This is a genomic window from Algihabitans sp., from assembly GCF_965226985.1.
GTDB lineage: Bacteria > Pseudomonadota > Alphaproteobacteria > Kiloniellales > DSM-21159 > Algihabitans.
This window is the reverse complement of sequence record NZ_OZ245712.1, coordinates 1,635,855-1,653,167: the sequence shown is the minus strand read 5'-3', so window position 1 is coordinate 1,653,167 and position 17,313 is coordinate 1,635,855. Positions and strand designations below refer to the sequence as shown.

Annotated in this window: 15 protein-coding genes; 12 read left to right on the top strand and 3 right to left on the bottom strand. The window is 64.8% G+C overall.

Annotated elements, in window-relative coordinates:
- Positions 1–14 precede the first annotated feature (14 nt).
- The 10 genes from ACO054_RS07590 (at position 15) to lpxB (ending at position 10,133) form a co-directional block, all read left to right on the top strand.
- Complete coding sequence (locus ACO054_RS07590; RefSeq protein WP_421709832.1) at positions 15–674, top strand: phosphatidate cytidylyltransferase; 660 nt, start codon at positions 15–17, stop codon at positions 672–674.
- 35 nt (positions 675–709) lie between these two features.
- The gene (locus ACO054_RS07585; RefSeq protein WP_421710345.1) at positions 710–808 is read left to right on the top strand and encodes a hypothetical protein; all 99 of its coding nucleotides are present in this window, start codon (positions 710–712) and stop codon (positions 806–808) included.
- Positions 805–1,983: a 1-deoxy-D-xylulose-5-phosphate reductoisomerase gene (locus tag ACO054_RS07580; RefSeq protein WP_421709831.1), complete on the top strand. Its 1,179-nt coding sequence runs from the start codon at positions 805–807 to the stop codon at positions 1,981–1,983. Before ACO054_RS07585 ends, ACO054_RS07580 begins: the two co-directional genes overlap by 4 nt.
- A gap of 148 nt (positions 1,984–2,131) precedes the next feature.
- On the top strand, positions 2,132–3,295 hold the full coding sequence (gene rseP / locus ACO054_RS07575) for an RIP metalloprotease RseP (protein ID WP_421709830.1): 1,164 nt from the start codon (positions 2,132–2,134) through the stop codon (positions 3,293–3,295).
- 212 nt (positions 3,296–3,507) lie between these two features.
- Positions 3,508–5,703 carry an outer membrane protein assembly factor BamA gene (gene bamA / locus ACO054_RS07570; protein ID WP_421709829.1) on the top strand — a complete coding sequence of 732 codons (2,196 nt, stop codon included), beginning with the start codon at positions 3,508–3,510 and terminating at the stop codon, positions 5,701–5,703.
- A 46-nt stretch (positions 5,704–5,749) separates the two neighbouring features.
- Positions 5,750–6,787: a UDP-3-O-(3-hydroxymyristoyl)glucosamine N-acyltransferase gene (gene lpxD / locus ACO054_RS07565; protein ID WP_421709828.1), complete on the top strand. Its 1,038-nt coding sequence runs from the start codon at positions 5,750–5,752 to the stop codon at positions 6,785–6,787.
- Positions 6,788–6,789: 2 nt separating this feature from the next.
- Positions 6,790–7,263 carry a 3-hydroxyacyl-ACP dehydratase FabZ gene (gene fabZ, locus ACO054_RS07560; RefSeq protein WP_421709827.1) on the top strand — a complete coding sequence of 158 codons (474 nt, stop codon included), beginning with the start codon at positions 6,790–6,792 and terminating at the stop codon, positions 7,261–7,263.
- Positions 7,263–8,078, top strand: a complete 816-nt coding sequence (gene lpxA, locus ACO054_RS07555; RefSeq protein WP_421709826.1) for an acyl-ACP--UDP-N-acetylglucosamine O-acyltransferase — start codon at positions 7,263–7,265, stop codon at positions 8,076–8,078. Before fabZ ends, lpxA begins: the two co-directional genes overlap by 1 nt.
- Positions 8,068–8,967: an LpxI family protein gene (locus ACO054_RS07550; RefSeq protein WP_421709825.1), complete on the top strand. Its 900-nt coding sequence runs from the start codon at positions 8,068–8,070 to the stop codon at positions 8,965–8,967. The genes lpxA and ACO054_RS07550 overlap by 11 nt, the downstream gene beginning before the upstream one ends.
- Complete coding sequence (gene lpxB, locus ACO054_RS07545; protein WP_421709824.1) at positions 8,964–10,133, top strand: lipid-A-disaccharide synthase; 1,170 nt, start codon at positions 8,964–8,966, stop codon at positions 10,131–10,133. Before ACO054_RS07550 ends, lpxB begins: the two co-directional genes overlap by 4 nt.
- Before the next feature lie 69 nt (positions 10,134–10,202).
- Here the strand turns inward: lpxB and gltA are convergent, their stop codons facing one another.
- Both gltA and gltX read right to left on the bottom strand, forming a co-directional pair.
- Positions 10,203–11,531, bottom strand: coding sequence for a citrate synthase (gene gltA / locus ACO054_RS07540; protein ID WP_421709823.1), 1,329 nt, complete (start codon positions 11,529–11,531; stop codon positions 10,203–10,205).
- Positions 11,532–11,673: 142 nt separating this feature from the next.
- The gene (gltX, locus tag ACO054_RS07535) at positions 11,674–13,059 is read right to left on the bottom strand and encodes a glutamate--tRNA ligase (RefSeq protein ID WP_421709822.1); all 1,386 of its coding nucleotides are present in this window, start codon (positions 13,057–13,059) and stop codon (positions 11,674–11,676) included.
- A 193-nt stretch (positions 13,060–13,252) separates the two neighbouring features.
- Here gltX and ACO054_RS07530 point away from each other — a divergent pair, with 193 nt between their 5' ends.
- Positions 13,253–15,427 carry a ComEC/Rec2 family competence protein gene (locus tag ACO054_RS07530; RefSeq protein WP_421709821.1) on the top strand — a complete coding sequence of 725 codons (2,175 nt, stop codon included), beginning with the start codon at positions 13,253–13,255 and terminating at the stop codon, positions 15,425–15,427.
- A 63-nt stretch (positions 15,428–15,490) separates the two neighbouring features.
- Positions 15,491–16,228 (top strand): LysE family translocator, encoded by a 738-nt coding sequence (locus ACO054_RS07525; RefSeq protein ID WP_421709820.1) that lies wholly within the window; start codon positions 15,491–15,493, stop codon positions 16,226–16,228.
- Between the two features lie 256 nt (positions 16,229–16,484).
- Here ACO054_RS07525 and lexA read toward each other — a convergent pair whose 3' ends face one another.
- Positions 16,485–17,171 (bottom strand): transcriptional repressor LexA, encoded by a 687-nt coding sequence (gene lexA, locus ACO054_RS07520; RefSeq protein ID WP_421709819.1) that lies wholly within the window; start codon positions 17,169–17,171, stop codon positions 16,485–16,487.
- Between the last annotated feature and the right edge of the window lie 142 nt (positions 17,172–17,313).

Below are 17,313 nucleotides of genomic sequence, written 5' to 3'. Positions count from 1 at the left end.
CAGTGTCGCGTGCCTTGACCGTTCGGGTTCTGTCGGCCCTCGTCCTCGGGCCGCCGGTTCTGCTGCTTCTTTGGCTCGGCCCCCCCTGGACCGACTTCCTGCTGTTCGGCGCAGCCGGCATCATGGTTTGGGAGTGGGCGCGCATGTGCGGCGCCCGCTCCATAGGCTGGCTTGAGGCGGTCTCGATTCTGGCCGTGACGACCGCCGTTACCGTCGGCGCCCTCCAGGGCATACTAACGGCCTTCGCCGTCGTCGCCCTGGGCGCCTCGGCCGCCGCCGCGACGGCGGCGCTGCGGCGTACGCGCGATGCGGAGGACGGCAGCTGCGCCTGGTTCGGTTTGGGAGTCGTCTACGTCGCCGTGCCGCTGCTGGCCTTTCAGTGGCTGCGCGGGCTGGAGAACGGACAGTCCCTGATCGTCTGGCTCGTCCTGGTGGTCTGGGCAACGGACATCGGAGCTTTTGCCGTCGGCCGCACCTTGCGGGGACCGAAGCTCTGGCCGGCCGTCAGCCCGAGTAAGACCTGGGCCGGCGCGTTCGGAGGCCTACTCGCCGCCGGAAGTGTCGGCTTGGCCCTGTTTGAGCTCCTGGAAACCCGAAGCTTCGCCATAGCGATTCTCGTCGCGACGGCGACCTCGATCGCCGCTCAAATGGTGACTTCTTCGAATCCTTCGTAAAACGGCGGTTCCATCGCAAGGACAGCTCAGGCCTAATCCCCGGTCACGGCGGGTTGCTGGATCGGGTCGACGGACTGATCGGCGGCACGCTGGCGATGGCGTCCGTCATCGCCTTGAAGGAGGTTCTTCTATGACTCACCACGCGCCTCGCAGTCTCACCGTGTTGGGCGCGACCGGCTCCATCGGCGCGAGTACGCTGGACCTGGTTCAACGTCATCCCGAGCGGTTCAAGGTCGAGGCTCTGACGGCTCATCGCTCGGCCGAAGAATTGGCCGAGGCGGCACGGGCGGTCGGCGCGAAGTTGGCGGTCGTGGCCGATCCAGAGGCCTACGACGCCCTCAAGCAGGCCTTGGCGGGCAGCGGTATCGCAGTCGCCGCCGGTCCCGATGCGGTGGTCGAGGCGGCGGAACGCCCGGCCGACTTCGTCATGTCGGCAATCGTCGGCGCCGCCGGCTTGGCGCCAACCCTTGCCGCCGTTCGGCGAGGTGCGGTGATCGGTCTGGCTAACAAGGAAACGCTGGTTTGCGCTGGCGCGCTCTTCAAGCGAGAGGTCGAGCGGGCAGGAGCGACGCTTCTGCCAGTCGATTCGGAGCACAACGCGATCTTTCAGGTGCTGGACCGAGACCGGCCGGAAGGGGTCGAGAAGATCATTCTCACGGCCTCGGGCGGCCCGTTCCGCAGTTGGAAGCGCGAGGCCATGTCCGGCGTCACGCCGGAGCAGGCCGTCGCCCATCCCAACTGGTCCATGGGGGCGAAGATCTCCGTCGATTCGGCGACGATGATGAACAAGGGCCTGGAGGTCATCGAGGCCGCTTATCTGTTCGATCAACCGCGCGAACGGATCGAGGTCTTGGTCCATCCGCAGTCGGTCGTTCACTCCATGGTCGCCTACGTCGACGGCTCCGTTCTGGCACAGCTGGGGGCCCCAGACATGCGGACCCCCATCGCCTACAGCCTGGCCTGGCCGGCCCGAATGCCGGCGCCAGTCGAGCGCCTGGATCTCGGACGGATCGGTCAACTCACTTTCGAGGCCCCTGATGAGGAGCGCTTTCCGGCCCTTCGCTTGGCAAGGGAAGCCCTGGCGACCGGGGCCGGCGCCCCTTCGGTCCTCAACGCCGCAAACGAAATCGCAGTCGCGGCCTTCCTCGACCGGCGGCTGGACTTCCTCGGGATCGCCCGAGTCGTCGAATCCACCTTGGAGCGCCTAGCCGGACGCGGGATTCCGGACCTTGAAAGCGTTCTGGCGCTGGATCAAGAGGCGCGATCCCTGGCTCATGAGGCGCAGGCCCGACAGGCCGTCGTGCCGTAAGGCCGGCCTCTGACGCAACGTCGCGAAAGCGTGAGTGGAAGAAAGCAGGATCCCTCTAGGGTTGGCTTGAAATTCGCGGCCTGCATCGACAGGTGCTATAAGGTGCGTGCCGACTTCGGCGCAGCTGTGCAAGCGAGATGCTGAGACGATGGATATCATTGGTTTTATAACCGATTACGCAATTCCCTTTATCATTATTCTGAGCGTGCTGGTCTTCGTGCATGAGATGGGCCACTACTGGGTCGCCCGTCGCTGTGGCGTGCGCGTCGAGGCCTTCGCCATCGGCTTCGGGCCCGAACTGTTCGGTTGGACGGCACGCTCGGGTACCCGCTGGAAGGTCTGCGCCTTGCCGCTGGGCGGCTACGTAAAGATGTTCGGGGATGCCGACGTCACCTCGCGCCCGCCGAGCGGGACGGGAGAGGTTCTGGAGACAGGCGAGGAGACCGGCGATTGGGCCAGTGGGCAGGCCCGTCCTCTGACGCCGGAGGAGCGCGCCGTTTCCTTTCACCACAAGTCCTTGCGTCAGCGCACGGCCATCGTGGCGGCCGGACCGGCGGCGAATTTCCTTTTCGCCATTGTCGCCTTAGCCCTTCTGTTCGCCACCGAGGGGCAGCGAACGACGCCGCCCGTGATCGGGGAAGTCGTGGAGGACAGCGCGGCCGCGGAGGCGGGCCTCCAGGCCGGCGACCGCTTCCTGACGATCAACGGCACCTCTATCGAGCGCTTCGAGCAGATCCAGAGGGTGGTTCAACTAAACCTTGCGCAGCCGCTGCGGGTCACCTTGGAGCGGGACGGCGCGGAACAGTCCCTCACGGTGGCTCCGCGAATCGTTGAGACGACCGACAACTTCGGCAACACGATCGAGCGCGCCCTGCTGGGGATTTCGGCGAGCGGAACGGAGATGGTGCGCCACGACCCCTTGACGGCTGTCTGGCGCGCGACCGAGGAAACCGGCTCCCTGACCTGGGGAACACTGCGCTATGTCGGCCAAATGATTACCGGGAACCGCAACGCGGACGAACTCGGCGGGCCGATCATGATCGGCGAGATGTCGGGCCGAGTCGCCGAGTTCGGTCTCGTCGCAGTGATCTCCTTCATGGCGATCCTCTCCATCAATCTCGGGCTGATCAATCTCTTCCCAGTCCCAATGCTGGACGGCGGACACCTGCTGTTCTATGCCATCGAGGGCGTTCGCGGGCGACCGCTTGGAGAGCGTGCGCAGGAATACGGTTTCCGCATCGGCCTCGCTCTGGTATTGACGCTGATGATTTTCGTAACCTTTAACGATCTCAGCCGCTTAAACGTGTTCTGATCGTCTTTAAGGCTGCGAGATGGGAGCGGCGGGCACGGAACGGCGGGGCGGGAGCCTAAAACCGTGGCGGCTTCCGTGCGGGTGCGGTGTCGGGAAGAGTTAGGGGAGTTCATTTGCGCGTTCTGAGACCGTTTCTATGCAGCCTCCTTCTGACGGTTGCGAGCCTTGCGCTGACCTCCCTGGCAAGTTCTCCGACGGCGGCCCAGTCGATCATGCAGGGCGGGCTGATCGAGGAGATCCGGATCGACGGGGCGCAGCGAATCGACCCGCAGACCGTGCGCTCCTATATGCTCGTCGACCCCGGCGACCAGTTCGACCCCCTGCGCCTGGACGAGTCCCTGAAGGCCATCTTCGACACCGGTCTGTTCGCCGACGTCACGCTGCGGCGCGAACGAAACACGCTGGTGGTCGAGGTCGTGGAAAATCCGATCATTAACCGGATTGCCTTCGAGGGGAACGACGCGATTGACGACGACCAATTGGAGGGCGAGGTCGAGCTGCGCCCCCGCATCGTCTATACGCGCACCCGCGTCCAGAACGACGTGCAACGCCTGCTGGACCTCTACCGCCGCAATGGTCGTTTCGCGGCCCGGATCGACCCCAAGATCATCGAACTGCCCCAGAATCGCGTCGATCTGGTCTTCGAGATCAACGAAGGCGAGGTCACAGGCATCAAGTCGGTCAATTTCATCGGGAACCGCGCCTTCTCTGACAGCAGTCTGCGCGGTGAGATCAGTACCAGCGAGTCGGCCTGGTACCGTTTTCTCTCCACCGACGATACCTACGACCCCGACCGCCTGAACTTCGACCGAGAGCTCTTGCGCCGGTTCTATCTCTCCGAGGGCTATGCCGACTTCCGCGTCCTCTCGGTGGTCGCCGAACTGGACGACGACCGCAGCGGTTTCATCGTCACCTTCACGGTAGACGAGGGGCCTCAGTACGAGTTTGGCGAGGTCGACCTGACCACCACGCTCAGAGATTTGGACGTCGAACAGCTGCGCGGCGATCTGGAGGCCGAGCCGGGCGAAACCTACGACGCCACGGCGGTCGAGGCAGACGTCGATACGCTGACCGACGTCGTCGGCAATCTCGGCTATGCCTTTGTAGACATTCGTCCGCGAACCCGGCGCGACCGGGAAAACCTGACCATCGGGATCACCTACGACATCCAGGAGGGCCCGAAGGTCTTCGTGGAGCGTATCGACATCGAAGGCAACAACCGGACACTGGACAGTGTCATTCGCCGCGAGTTCCGTCTGGTGGAGGGCGACGCCTTCAATGCCTCCAAACTGCGCCGCTCGCGTCAGCGCATCGAGAACCTGGGATTCTTCCGGGGTGTCAATGTTCAGCAGGAACCCGGCAGCGCTCCCGACCGGAGCGTGGTGAAGGTGGAGGTGGAAGAGCAATCGACCGGCGAGATCACGCTGGGTGCCGGCATCTCGACCTCGGCCGGCCCGCTGGGCAATGTCCAGCTTCGCGAACGCAATCTGCTCGGTCGCGGTCAGGATCTCCGCCTGGGCTTCACCTTGTCCGGCTCCTCGTCCCAGCTCGACCTCAGCTTCACCGAACCCTATTTCCTCGACCGCCCCATTGCCGCGGGCTTCGACTTGTTCCGGGTAACCCGGGAGTTCGAGGAAAGCGACTTCGATCAGGAGCGCATCGGTTTCGGCCTGCGCGGGGGCTACGACCTGACGGAACACACCCGTCACGTTGTCCGCTATCGCCTGGAGCGCCAGGAAATCTCGGATGTAGACGACGATGCCTCGGTTCTGATCCGCTCCGAGGAGGGCAATACGATCCGATCCATCGTCGGACAGGACCTGACCTGGGATCGACGGGACAACCGATTCGACCCGCGCGAGGGCTTTCGCGTTCGGCTGTCGAACGAAGTCGCAGGCCTCGGCGGCGACGTCAGATTCCTCCGCAACACGCTGGAAAGCGACTACTTCATTCCGGTTCTGGAGAGCATGACGCTGAGGTTCGGCGGCGAGTTCGGCTACATGTTCGGGATTGGCGAGGACACGCGGATCGCCGACCGCTTCTTCATTGGCGGCGAGAACTTCCGCGGTTTCGAGCCTGGCGGCCTGGGTCCGCGCGACGTTGATTCCGACGACGCCCTCGGCGGGAACACCTACTACAAGGGCACCGTCGAGCTGTCTTTTCCGCTCGGGCTGCCCGAGGAGTTCGAGATTCGCGGGCGCCTCTTCACCGATATCGGCGCCAGTTTCGATGCCGACAGCGACGAGGATTTCGTGGAGAATTCGGCGGCCCCGCGCGTGAGCGTCGGCCCTGGGCTCTCCTGGAGGTCGCCCTTCGGCCCGCTGCGCCTGGATCTCGGCTTTCCCATCGTCAAGGAAGACTTCGACGAAGAGCAGCTCTTGAGCTTCAGCTTCGGCACCCAGTTCTGACTTCGGCGCTCGGTCCCAGCGCGTCGTTCGAATCGAGATGTGAGTCATGGCCGATCCCCGCTTTTTCACGAACGTCGGGCCGTTCCGTCTGGACCGTCTGGCGGAGATCGCGGAGGCCGAGATCGCCGTCGGCGGCGGAGAAGCTGCCGACCCGGGTCAGCAGATCGTAGATGTCGCTCCGCTCGATACCGCCCAGGCCGGTGACATCTCGTTTCTGGACAACCGCCGCTATGTGAAGAGCTTCGAGGCCTCGCGCGCCGGCGCCTGCGTCATTCATCCCGACCTCGCAGCGCGCGCGCCAAAGGGAATGGCGCTTCTGGTCACCCCGCAGCCCTACAAGGCCTACGCGCACATCGCCGGCGCCTTCTACCCAGAACCGAAACGCGAGAGCGGAATTCACCCGACCGCTCTGGTGGATCCGACCGCCAAGCTTGGAGACGGCGTTTCCATCGGCCCCTATGTCGTGATTGGGCCGCAGGTCGAGCTCGGCGACGCCGTCTGCCTGCATGCGCAGGTCGTGGTTGAGGCCGGGGTTTCGGTGGGGGCCGGGACGGAGGTGATGCAGGGCGCCACGCTCTCTCACTGTTCGGTCGGCCGGAACTGCCTGATCCACGCCGGCGCACGGATCGGGAATCGCGGGTTCGGCTTCGCGCTCGATCCGAACGGATACGTGGACGTGCCCCAGCTCGGTTGCGTGCGGATCGGCAACGGAGTGGAGATCGGAGCCAACGCCACGATCGATCGCGGCGCCGGGCCGGACACCGTCGTAGGCGATGGCTGCAAGATTGATAATCTGGTGCAGTTGGGGCACAACGTTCGCCTCGGTCGGGGCTGTGTTCTCGTTGCGCAGTCGGGGGTCGCCGGCTCCTCGAAGCTGGACGATTTCGTCATGATCGCCGCACAGGGCGGCGTCGGAGGGCACCTGACCCTTCACGCCAAGGCACAGTTGGCCGCCAAGTCCGGTCTGATGCACGACATTCCGCCGGGTGAGACCTACGGTGGCCTGCCGGCCATGCCATTGAAGGACTTCTTCCGGCTGGTCACGCTTTGGAAGCGTCAATTGAAAAACATGGAAAAGAAATAGGGATGGCCGAAGACGCAGCGACTCTGACCAGGGAGGCTGGTGCCGCCGATATCATGGCGGTGATGCAGATGATTCCGCATCGCTACCCCTTCCTGATGATCGACCGCGTGGTCGATATCCAACTCGACCACAGTGCCCTCGGTATCAAGAACGTCTCGATCAACGAACCGCATTTCCAGGGCCATTTTCCGAGACAGCCGGTCATGCCCGGCGTTCTGATCGTCGAGTCCATGGCCCAGACGGCCGCCGTTCTAGTGGTGGAAACCTTGGAAGGAGCGGCGGCCGGCAAGCTGGTCTACTTCATGACCGTCGACAGCGCCCGCTTTCGTAAGCCGGTGGTTCCGGGAGACCAACTTCAGGTCCACGTCACCAAGCTGAAGAACCGCGGGCCGGTCTGGAAGTTCTCCGGCGAAGCCCGCGTCGATGGCGTTCTGGCGGCAGAGGCAACCTTCACCGCCATGATCATGGACGACTGATGTCCACGGTCGAGGCCTCCGACGTTCACGCGACCGCCATTGTCGCCCCCTCGGCGCGGATCGGCGCCCGGGCCAGCATCGGTCCCTATTGCGTGATCGGCGAAAACGTCGTTCTGGATGACGAGGTCGTGCTGCACAGCCACGTGGTGGTCGAGGGGCGTACTACCGTCGGCCCACGTACGCAGATCTTCCCCTTCGCCTCGATCGGCCATCGCCCCCAGGATCTGAAGTACCAGGGTGAGGACTCCTCGCTCGCAATTGGCAGCGACTGCATGATCCGGGAGCATGTCACTATGAATCCCGGGACCGAGGGCGGGGGCTTGGAAACCCGTGTCGGCAACGGCTGCCTCTTCATGGTCGGCGCTCACGTGGCCCATGACTGCAAGATCGGCGACCATGTGATTCTCGCCAACAACGCAACGATTGCTGGCCACGTCGAGGTCGGCGATCACGCAATCATCGGCGGGCTTGCGGCGGTTCACCAGTTCGTGCGGATCGGTGCCCATGCCATGATCGGCGGTATGTCGGGCATCGAGCACGACGTCATTCCCTACGGCCTCGCCATGGGCGAACGCGCGCGCTTATCCGGCGTAAACATCGTCGGCATGAAGCGGCGGGGCTTCGATAAGGCCGCCATTCAGGGACTGATGGCCGCGTATCAGAAGATCTTCACCGGCGACGGCACTTTGGCCGAACGGATCGAGCAGGTCGCTCAGAACGCCGACGGTAACGAAGTAGTCCGGGCCATCGTCGACTTCGTGCGCCAGGAATCGTCTCGGTCCCTGTGTCAACCGAAGCCGGGCCATGGGCAGTGAGACCCGCCAAGGGGAGCGGCGGGCCGTCGATGCCGGAAGCGATGGCGGCAAAGCACCGAAACTGGGCATTCTCGCCGGAGGCGGCGCGCTCCCGCGGCGCCTGATCGCCGCCGCGCGCGCGCAGGGACGCGCGGTTTTCGTGATCGCGTTTCACGGTCAGACCGAGGCTGCGACGGCGGAGGCGGCTCCCTCTTTCTGGACGCATCTCGGCAATGCCGGCGAGGCGCTGGAGCGTCTGCGTCGGGAAGAAGTCGAAGAGTTGGTTCTGGCCGGACCGATCCGGCGTCCTAGTCTGCTCAAACTCAGGCTCGACGCACGCGCGGCGCGGTTCGTCGCACAGATCGGACGCCGCGCCTTCGGTGACGACGGGCTGCTCGGCGCCGTCGTCAAAACCTTGGAGGAAGACGAAGGCTTCCGCGTGATCGGCGTACAGGAGATTCTCGGTGATCTTCTGATGTCGGCGGGCCTCTACGGGCGTCACCGCCCGGATGCACAGGCGGAGGCGGACATTGCGCGGGGTCTGGACATCGTTCGTGCCTTGGGCCGGCTGGATGTCGGTCAGGCGGCGGTGATCCAGCAGGGCTTGGTGCTTGGCGTCGAGGCGATCGAGGGAACCGACGCACTGTTGCGCAGGGCCGGGGAGCTGCGCAGGGACGGACCGGGCGGGGTCCTGGTCAAGATCGCGAAGCCGGGCCAGGAAACCCGGGTCGATCTGCCCACCGTGGGTCTGACCACGGTCGAGGGCGTCAGGTCGGCCGGCCTGCGCGGCCTGGCGATCCAGGCCGGCGCCACTCTGGTGGTCGATCGCCGAGAGGTGATCTCCGCGTGCGATGAGGCCGGTCTCTTCCTGATAGGGCTCGACCTCGACCGAGAGCCCCGGCGCGGATGAGCGGCGAGGGACCGCTGATCTTCCTGGTCGCCGGCGAACCCTCGGGCGACCAGCTCGGCGCGGGTTTGATGGCCGCCCTCAAGGCCCAATCCGATACGCCGCTTCGCTTTGCCGGTGTCGGCGGGCCCAGAATGGAAGCGGAAGGCCTCAGCAGCCTCTTTCCCATGAGCGATCTGGCGGTCATGGGGCTGGTCGAGGTTCTGCCGCATCTTTTCCGCATCTTGCGTCGGATGGCGGAGACCGAGGCGGCCGCACGCAGGCTCCGGCCCGACATCCTGATCACCATCGACTCCCCGGCCTTCTCCCTGCGCGTCGCCAAACGCCTGAAGGGCGCCGGCTTTCCGCTGCTGCACTACGTCGCCCCGTCGGTCTGGGCCTGGAAACCCTGGCGCGCGCGGAAGATCGCAGGCTTTCTCGACCATCTTCTCGCCTTGCTGCCTTTCGAGCCTCCCTACTTCGAACAATACGGCTTAAGCACCACGGTGGTCGGGCACCCCGCTGTCGAAGGCGCTGTCTCGGCGGAGGAGGGGCAGGGTTTCCGCAGCAAGCACGGTTTCTCCCAGGATGTGCCGCTGCTTGCTGTGCTGCCCGGAAGCCGCCAGAGCGAAGTCGGGCGCCTCTGCGAGATCTTTGAGGAAACCTTGGCGCTGTTGAAACAGGATCTCCCGGAGCTGCGTGCGGTCGTGCCAACCGTTCCCAACGTGGCGAACTTCGTCAAGCAGGCCTGCGCCAGCTGGCCCGTCGAAACGCTGTTGCTCGAGACCCCGGATCAGAAGCAGGCGGCTTTCGCCGCCGCAGACGCGGCGCTTGCAGCTTCCGGAACCGTGGCCGTCGAACTGGCGGCGGCCCGAGTCCCGACCGTCGTGGCCTATCGTGTTAGCCCTCTCTCCGCAGCCGTCGCCCGACGCCTTCTCAAGGTCCGCTACGCCTCGATTCCGAACCTCGTGCTGGATCGGGAGATACAGCCGGAGTTCCTGCAGGAGAACTGCACGGCGACTAAGCTGGCGGCGGCCTTGTCTAAGCTGCTGATGGACGGAAGCCGGCGGGAGCGGCAGTCGGCGGAGCTCGAACGGGTGGTTCAAGCACTCTCTGGTGCCGGCGAGGGACGTCCAAGCCAGCAGGCCGCCCGGACGGTTCTCAAGGTCCTGTCCGAGCGGCAGGCGTAGCGCGCTACGCCTGCCGCTCGGCCGCCTGGAACCAAAGCCTGAAGCCAGTTCACCTCAGGCGATCCTGTTCTAGCGTTGATCGCAGGGAACGAACTTGCGCTCGGTGTAACCGGTGTAGAGCTGGCGGGGGCGGCTGATGCGATGGCCCGGATCCTCGATCATCTCGGTCCACTGCGCGACCCAGCCGACCGTGCGCGCCAGGGCGAAGAGCACGGTGAACATGCTGGTCGGGAAGCCCATCGCCTGAAGGATGATGCCGGAGTAGAAGTCGACGTTGGGGAAAAGCTTCTTCTCGGCGAAGTAGGGATCCTCCAGCGCGATCCGTTCCAGTTCCATGGCCAGCGCCAGCAGGGGCTCGTCGCGCTTGCCGAGTTCGTCCAGCACCTCATGGCAGGACTGCTGCATGACCTTCGCACGGGGGTCGTAGTTCTTGTAGACGCGGTGGCCGAAGCCCATCAGGCGGAAAGGATCGTTCTTGTCCTTGGCGCGCGCGATGAATTCGGGAATGCGATCCTTGGTGCCGATCTCCTGCAGCATCTGCAGCACCGCCTCGTTGGCGCCGCCGTGGGCCGGCCCCCAAAGGCTGGCGATACCGGCCGCGATGCAGGCGAAAGGATTGGCCCCCGAGGAGCCGGCGATGCGCACCGTCGAGGTCGAGGCATTCTGCTCGTGGTCGGCATGCAGAATGAAGATGCGGTCCATGGCGCGCGCCAGCACCGGGTTGACCTTGTAGGGCTCCGCCGGAACCGCGAAGGCCATCTGCAGGAAGTTCTCCGAGTAGCTCAGGTCATTGCGCGGGTAGATGAAGGGCTGGCCAATCGAGTACTTGTAGGCCCAGGCGGCGATGGTCGGCATTTTCGCGATCAGCCGGTGCTGCGCCACCATCCGCTGGTAGGGATCGGTGATGTCCGTAGAGTCGTGATAGAAGGCGGAAAGGGCGCCGACGACCCCCACCATGATCGCCATGGGATGGGAATCCCGCCGGAAACCTCGGTAGAAGTTCACCATCTGCTCGTGCAGCATGGTGTGGTAGGTGATGTCGTGGTCGAACTTCGAGAGCTGGTCGGCGGTCGGGAGTTCGCCGTGCAGCAGCAGGTAGCAGACCTCCATGAAGCTGCACTGGGAGGCCAGATCCTCGATCCGATAGCCCCGGTGCATCAGGACGCCGGCATCGCCGTCGATGAAGGTGATCGAGGAATCGCAGGACGCCGTCGAGGTGAAGCCGGGATCGTAGGTGAACATGCCCGTGTCCGCGTAGTACTTGCGGATATCCACGACGTCGGGACCCGTCGTGCCCTTGATCACGGGCAGGTCCCAAGACTGTCCGGTCGCATTGTCGGTAAGCGTCACCGTCTGGGTGTCGGCGCTCTTCGCCGCCGTCGCGGAGCCATTCGTCATTCGTTTGATCCTCACGCTGAGGCCCGGCGGCACTGTAATGAGGGCCGCGCCCGGCTCGTTCGTTGCGACGCAGCATAGGGGCAAGGCCCCGGCAAGGCAAATACGAGAGACTTTTGTTTTATATCAGTGAGTTAGACGGCGTTCATGCGGCTTTATCCGCGATTCGCGCGAGGCTCTCTTCCCGGCCGAGAACCTGCATCACCTCGAAGATTGGCGGCGACACGTTGGAGCCTGTCAGAGCCGCGCGTAGAGGTTGAGCGGCCGCTCCGAGTTTCAGGTCTCGGCTTTCCGCGAAGTTCCGGACGACGGCCTCCAGCGCATCGGCGGTCCAATCGCCGGAAGCTTGCAACTCCGCGTGCAGGTCTTTGAGTATCTGGGGTGCGTCGCCGGCGAGCAGTTTGGCCGCCTTTCCGTTCGGCGTCAGCGGGCGTTCGCGCAGATAGAATTCAGCCATTTCAGCTAATTCGACGAGCGTCTTGACGCGCGGCTTGAGCCCGGTCATGCCGTCTTCCAACCGCTGCCGCGCCACCTCGGAAGCCTCCGGGAACCGTGCCGCCACCAGCCCGGCCAAACGCGCGTCGTCGGCCTCCCGGAGATAGTGGCCGTTAAGATGGTCGAGCTTCTGCAGATCGAAGCGTGCTGGAGACCGGCCGACGCCATCCAGATCGAACCACTCGACCGCCTGAGCCGTCGAAATGATTTCGTCGTCGCCGTGGCCCCAGCCGAGGCGCAGCAGGTAGTTGCGCAGCGCCTCCGGCAGATAGCCCAGGTCGCGATAGGCTTCGACGCCAAGGGCGCCGTGCCGCTTCGACAGCTTGGCCCCGTCCGGTCCGTGGATCAGGGGAATGTGGGCGAAAGCCGGCGGTTCCCACCCCAGCAAACGGTAGAGCTGCGTTTGACGGAAGGCGTTGGTCAAATGGTCGTCGCCCCGGATCGCGTGCGTCACGCCCATGTCGTGATCGTCGACGACGACGGAAAGCATGTAGGTCGGCGTGCCGTCCGCCCGCAGCAGAACCATGTCATCAAGTTGCTCATTGGCGACCGTCACCTCGCCCTGAACCAGATCCTGAAGAACCGTGTTTCCCGTCTGCGGCGCCCTCATGCGAACGGCCGGCGCCACCCCATCCGGGGCCTCGGCGGGATCGCGGTCGCGCCAGGTTCCGTCGTAGCGCATCGGTCGCCCTTCGGCCTTCGCCGCCTCGCGCATGGCGGTCAGCTCCTCCGGCGTGCAGTAGCAGCGATAGGCTTTCCCCTCGGCCAACAAACGCTCGGCGGCGGCCCGATGCTGCTCGGCGCGCCGCGACTGGTAGACCTCGGCTTCGTCCCAGTGAAGCTCCAACCAAGTCAGGCCGTCCAGAATCGCGTCGATGGCCTCCTGCGTGGAGCGCTTTCGATCCGTGTCCTCGATCCGCAGCAGGAACTTGCCGCCGTGATGGCGGGCGAAGAGCCAGTTGAAGAGGGCGGTGCGGGCGCCGCCGATGTGCAGGAAGCCGGTCGGCGAGGGGGCGAAACGGGTGACGACGGTCATCGGATGGGCTGCAGCTCGCTTGTTTTGTTTCGGAAGCCTGACGGCGGGCGGCTTCTAACATAAGCCTCTGCGGCCTGCCCAGCGCCCGACGTCTCGCGCTGCTCTCGGCGGGCGGGACAAGCTCTCGCTGTGCCGAGGCAGCCTGCGGTAGTCTCCGCCGGAGGCTTCGGCAATCGAAGCCGAGAGACCGATCATGAAAACGCTTCGTCTTTCCCAGAGTCTCCTCTCGTTCTCTCCCTTGGTCGCCGCCGGCCAGCGACCTCTCGGTCTCCTGCGCGATACGGCGCTGGAGGAACGGGAGCGTTGGGTGCTTTGGCTGCCGGTGAGCCTGGCCTGCGGCGTCGGCCTCTACTTCGCCTTGCCCTCGGAACCGCCGTCGTGGTTCGGAGCGACCGCAACTGTCCTGGTCTTGATCGTAACCTTGCTCGGGCGACGACGGCCGGCCGTGTTTCATCTCGGCATTGCGGGCGCCTGTCTCGCCGCCGGTTTCGCAGCCGCCCAATGGCGGACGGCGGAGGTTGCAGCGCCGGTCCTGCAGCGGGAGATCGGGCCGGTGGGCCTCGTCGGTCATCTGGTCAAGGTCGAACCCGGTCAAGGGCGGGTTCGGCTGACCCTGGACCGGCTCGAAATCGACCGGCTGGCCACCAACGCGACGCCGGCGCGGGTCCGTATCAGTTCGTCGGGCCGCGGCGCGGCTGATCTTGCGCCGGGGGACTGGGTGCGCGGACTCATGGTCCTGCAGCCTCCGCCGGAGCCGTCTGCGCCAGGCGGCTACGACTTCGCGCGCCGGGCCTGGTTCGACAGGCTTGGCGCCGTCGGCTACAGCCTGGGCGCACCGGAGCGCATTCCGCCTCCAACCGGACAGGCAGCAGCGCCGCGAACGTTCGAGCGGTGGCGGCTCTTCTGGGAGCAACTTCGGCAGCGGATTGCCGAGCGGATCCTGGCCGTCCTGCCGGGCGAACGCGGTGCCCTGGCCGTCGCGTTGACGGTCGGCAAGCGCGAGTCGATCCCGCCCGATCTTCTCGACGCCATGCGGGACTCGGGGCTCGCCCACCTCTTGGCGATTTCCGGACTACACATCGGCCTGGTCGCCGGCAGCCTCTATCTCGGTCTGCGGCGGCTTCTGGCCTGCTGGCCAGGCCTGGCCCTGCGTTATCCGATCAAAAAATGGGCGGCGGCGGCCGGCTGGGCGACGGCCTTCATCTATCTCTTTCTCGCCGGGGCGACCATCCCGACCCAGCGCGCCTTCCTGATGGTGAGTCTGGTCTTTCTCGCCGTCCTGTTGGACCGTTCGGCCATCTCGCTCCGACTGGTCGCCTGGGCCGCCGCCGTGGTCCTGCTGATCGCGCCCGAAAGCCTGCTTTCGGCCTCGTTCCAGATGTCCTTTGCCGCCGTCGTGGCTCTGGTGGCCGGCTACGAGGCCTACAGCGACCGCCGCATCCGTGGCGATGGCCGGCAATTCCGGGAAGGCGGCGAGCCGCTCTGGCGCAAGCCTGTGGTCTACTTCGGCAGCCTCGTTCTATCTTCCGCCATCGCGGTCGCGGCGACCACGACCTTCGCCTGGTACCACTTCAACCGCTTCGCCTGGGCAGGTCTCGCCGCCAATTTGCTGGCCGTGCCGCTGACGGCCTTCGTCGTCATGCCGGCTGCGCTCGTCGCCTTCCTTGCGATGCCTTTCGGGCTCGAAGCCGCTCCGCTTTGGGTCATGGGGCAGGGGCTCAGTCTGCTGATCGTCGTCGCAAGGGAAACGGCGAGCTGGCCCGGCGCGGTCCAGCTTCTTCCGGTCTTGCCGACCTGGAGCCTCGTGGTCGTGACCTTCGGCGGACTCTGGCTGTGTCTGTGGCGCCGAAGCTGGCGCTACGCCGGCTGTGTCGTGATCGCTCTGGGGCTGAGCGGCGCCTTCCTGCGGACACCGCCCGACCTGCTGATCTCGTCCAACGGCAGCCTGATCGGCGCCCGTGCACCGAATGGCAAGCTGGCGCTGTCGGACGGCAGCCGTCAGACCTTCGTGCGGGAGCAGTGGCTGCGTCGTGCGGCGCAGGAACAGGCCATCGACTGGCCGCCCGCCGGCGACTGGCTGCGCTGCGACGCGGCAGGCTGCGTCTACCGCCGAAAGGGCTGGACGGTCTCCCTGGCCCGCAGTCCGGCCGCACTGCAGGAAGACTGCGAGCAAGCCGATCTCCTCGTGGCCGCCTTTCCGGTTCCGCGCGGCTGTCGCGGCAGCGGCGAGTCAGCGGTCACCGTGATCGACCGCTTCAGCCTCTGGCGCGAAGGCGGTCACAGCGTCACCTTGCGCGGAGGGCGGCTTGAGATCCGAACGGTCAGCGATACCCGCGGCCGGCGCCCCTGGACTCGGCACCCGGACTGAGGGACCGGCTATCCGCGGCGGAAAACCAACCAAAGCGCGATTCACGCCTGAGGTTGACTCGCCTTGGCGATCTACCGTCTGCTCGAAATCCAACACACCTGGATACAAGGGCATGTAATGGACTGGAACTTGGTTTTATTGATGGTCGGGATACACGCCTTAATGTTCCTGACACCAGGTCCCGACAGCATCGTCGTCGTATCACGCGCGACGTCTCAAGGAATGCGCCACGCTCTTGCGGCAATTCTTGGGGTGGTCTCGGCAGGACTTGTCTTTGTGCCTGCAATTGCCTTTGGCATGGACTTCGTAAACACCTTATCCCCGGCCATTTGGATGACCGTTCGCGCGGCGGGAGCCGCCTATCTGATCTACGTTGGATATAAGGTGCTACGCGCCTCATTCGCAGCCCGTAGAAACACAGATCACGCAGTGGACGCTCATTTTGCGCCACGAGGCGAACCGCTTTTGGCTGCTTACATGCAAGGGCTACTCACGAATCTCGGCAACCCGAAGATGATCGTTCTGCTGACGTCCTTCCTACCCCAGTTCGTAGCGGTCGAGATGGGCAACATCAGCACGCAGATACTGGTCCTCGGTTTCTTCATGTATCTGAACGGCTTGGTCTGTTTCACCGCAATCGCCTTGTGTGCCATCACCGTCAAAAAGCAGATCGTCAAGCACTTCGGATCAAGCGAACTCTCATTTTGGGGTGGCAATCTAGCCGGAGGAACGATGCTAGGTGTTGGCGCATGGATGATGATGGCGCCTGTCAGATTCCTGTTCGGCGCACGTAGCACCTAGGGTTTTCATGTGTCAGGTGAGAGAAGCGTGTCGTAGCGCAAAGCAGTCATTCACGCTCCGCGCAGCATTCGGACAAACTGGGTCACCGTGAGAAGCCGCCGCAGACTGCACCAACGGCGGCTTAGTCGAGTTTGACTAGAGTGACATTCGCACTGACTTGCAAAGACGGCCGAGAGGGCCGTTCACATCATGGGCCGAAGCGAAGTGCTTTCGCCTCGGGTGATCGTGCTTCAGGGCCGCTTCCCCCGGGTCGAGGCTAATAGCGCCGGAGCAAGCCGATCAGCCGCCCCTGGACCTTTACGCGGTCCGGCGGGAAGAGACGCGGTTCGTAGTTGCGGTTGGCCGGCTCCAGGGCGATGGCGCCGCCGCGACGGCGCAGCCGCTTCAGGGTGACCTCGCCGTCGTCAACCAGGGCCACGACGATGGCGCCGTTCTCGGCCTGATCGCTGCGCTCGATCACGACCGTGTCGCCATCCAGAATGCCGGCTTCCACCATGGAATCCCCCTCGACCTGCAAGGCGTAATGTTCGCCTCGTCCCAGCAGCTCGGTCGGCACGTCCACATAGGCCGAGTGATCGCGCAGCGCTTCGATTGGCGTTCCGGCGGCAATCCGTCCGTAGAGCGGCAGACTAACGGCCTCGCTGTCGTCGGCCACCCGTGTACCGGGCAGGCCTGCCTTGCGACCGCCCTCGATCACGTTAGGCGCGAAGCCGGTCTTGCCGCCCAGGTTCTCCGGCAGGCGCACCACCTCGATGGCACGCGCGCGATGGGGGAGGCGGCGAATGAAGCCGCGCTCCTCCAGACCCGTGATCAGGCGATGGATACCGGACTTCGACTTAAGGCCGAGCGCCTCTTTCATCTCGTCGAACGAGGGAGAGACACCATGGTCGCTCAAATGAGCGTGCAGGAAGAGCAGCAGCTCGTGTTGCTTGCGCGTCAGCATGGTCGTCCGATCTCCCCAGTCGAGGCCGGCAGGAGGTCATTCTCGACTGCCGGCTAAGTGTCGTCATAACGAAACGCGAAAGAACACCAGAAGAGCGAAAAGAAGCTCAAACGACGGACCGCAAACGTTAAGACGAATCTCT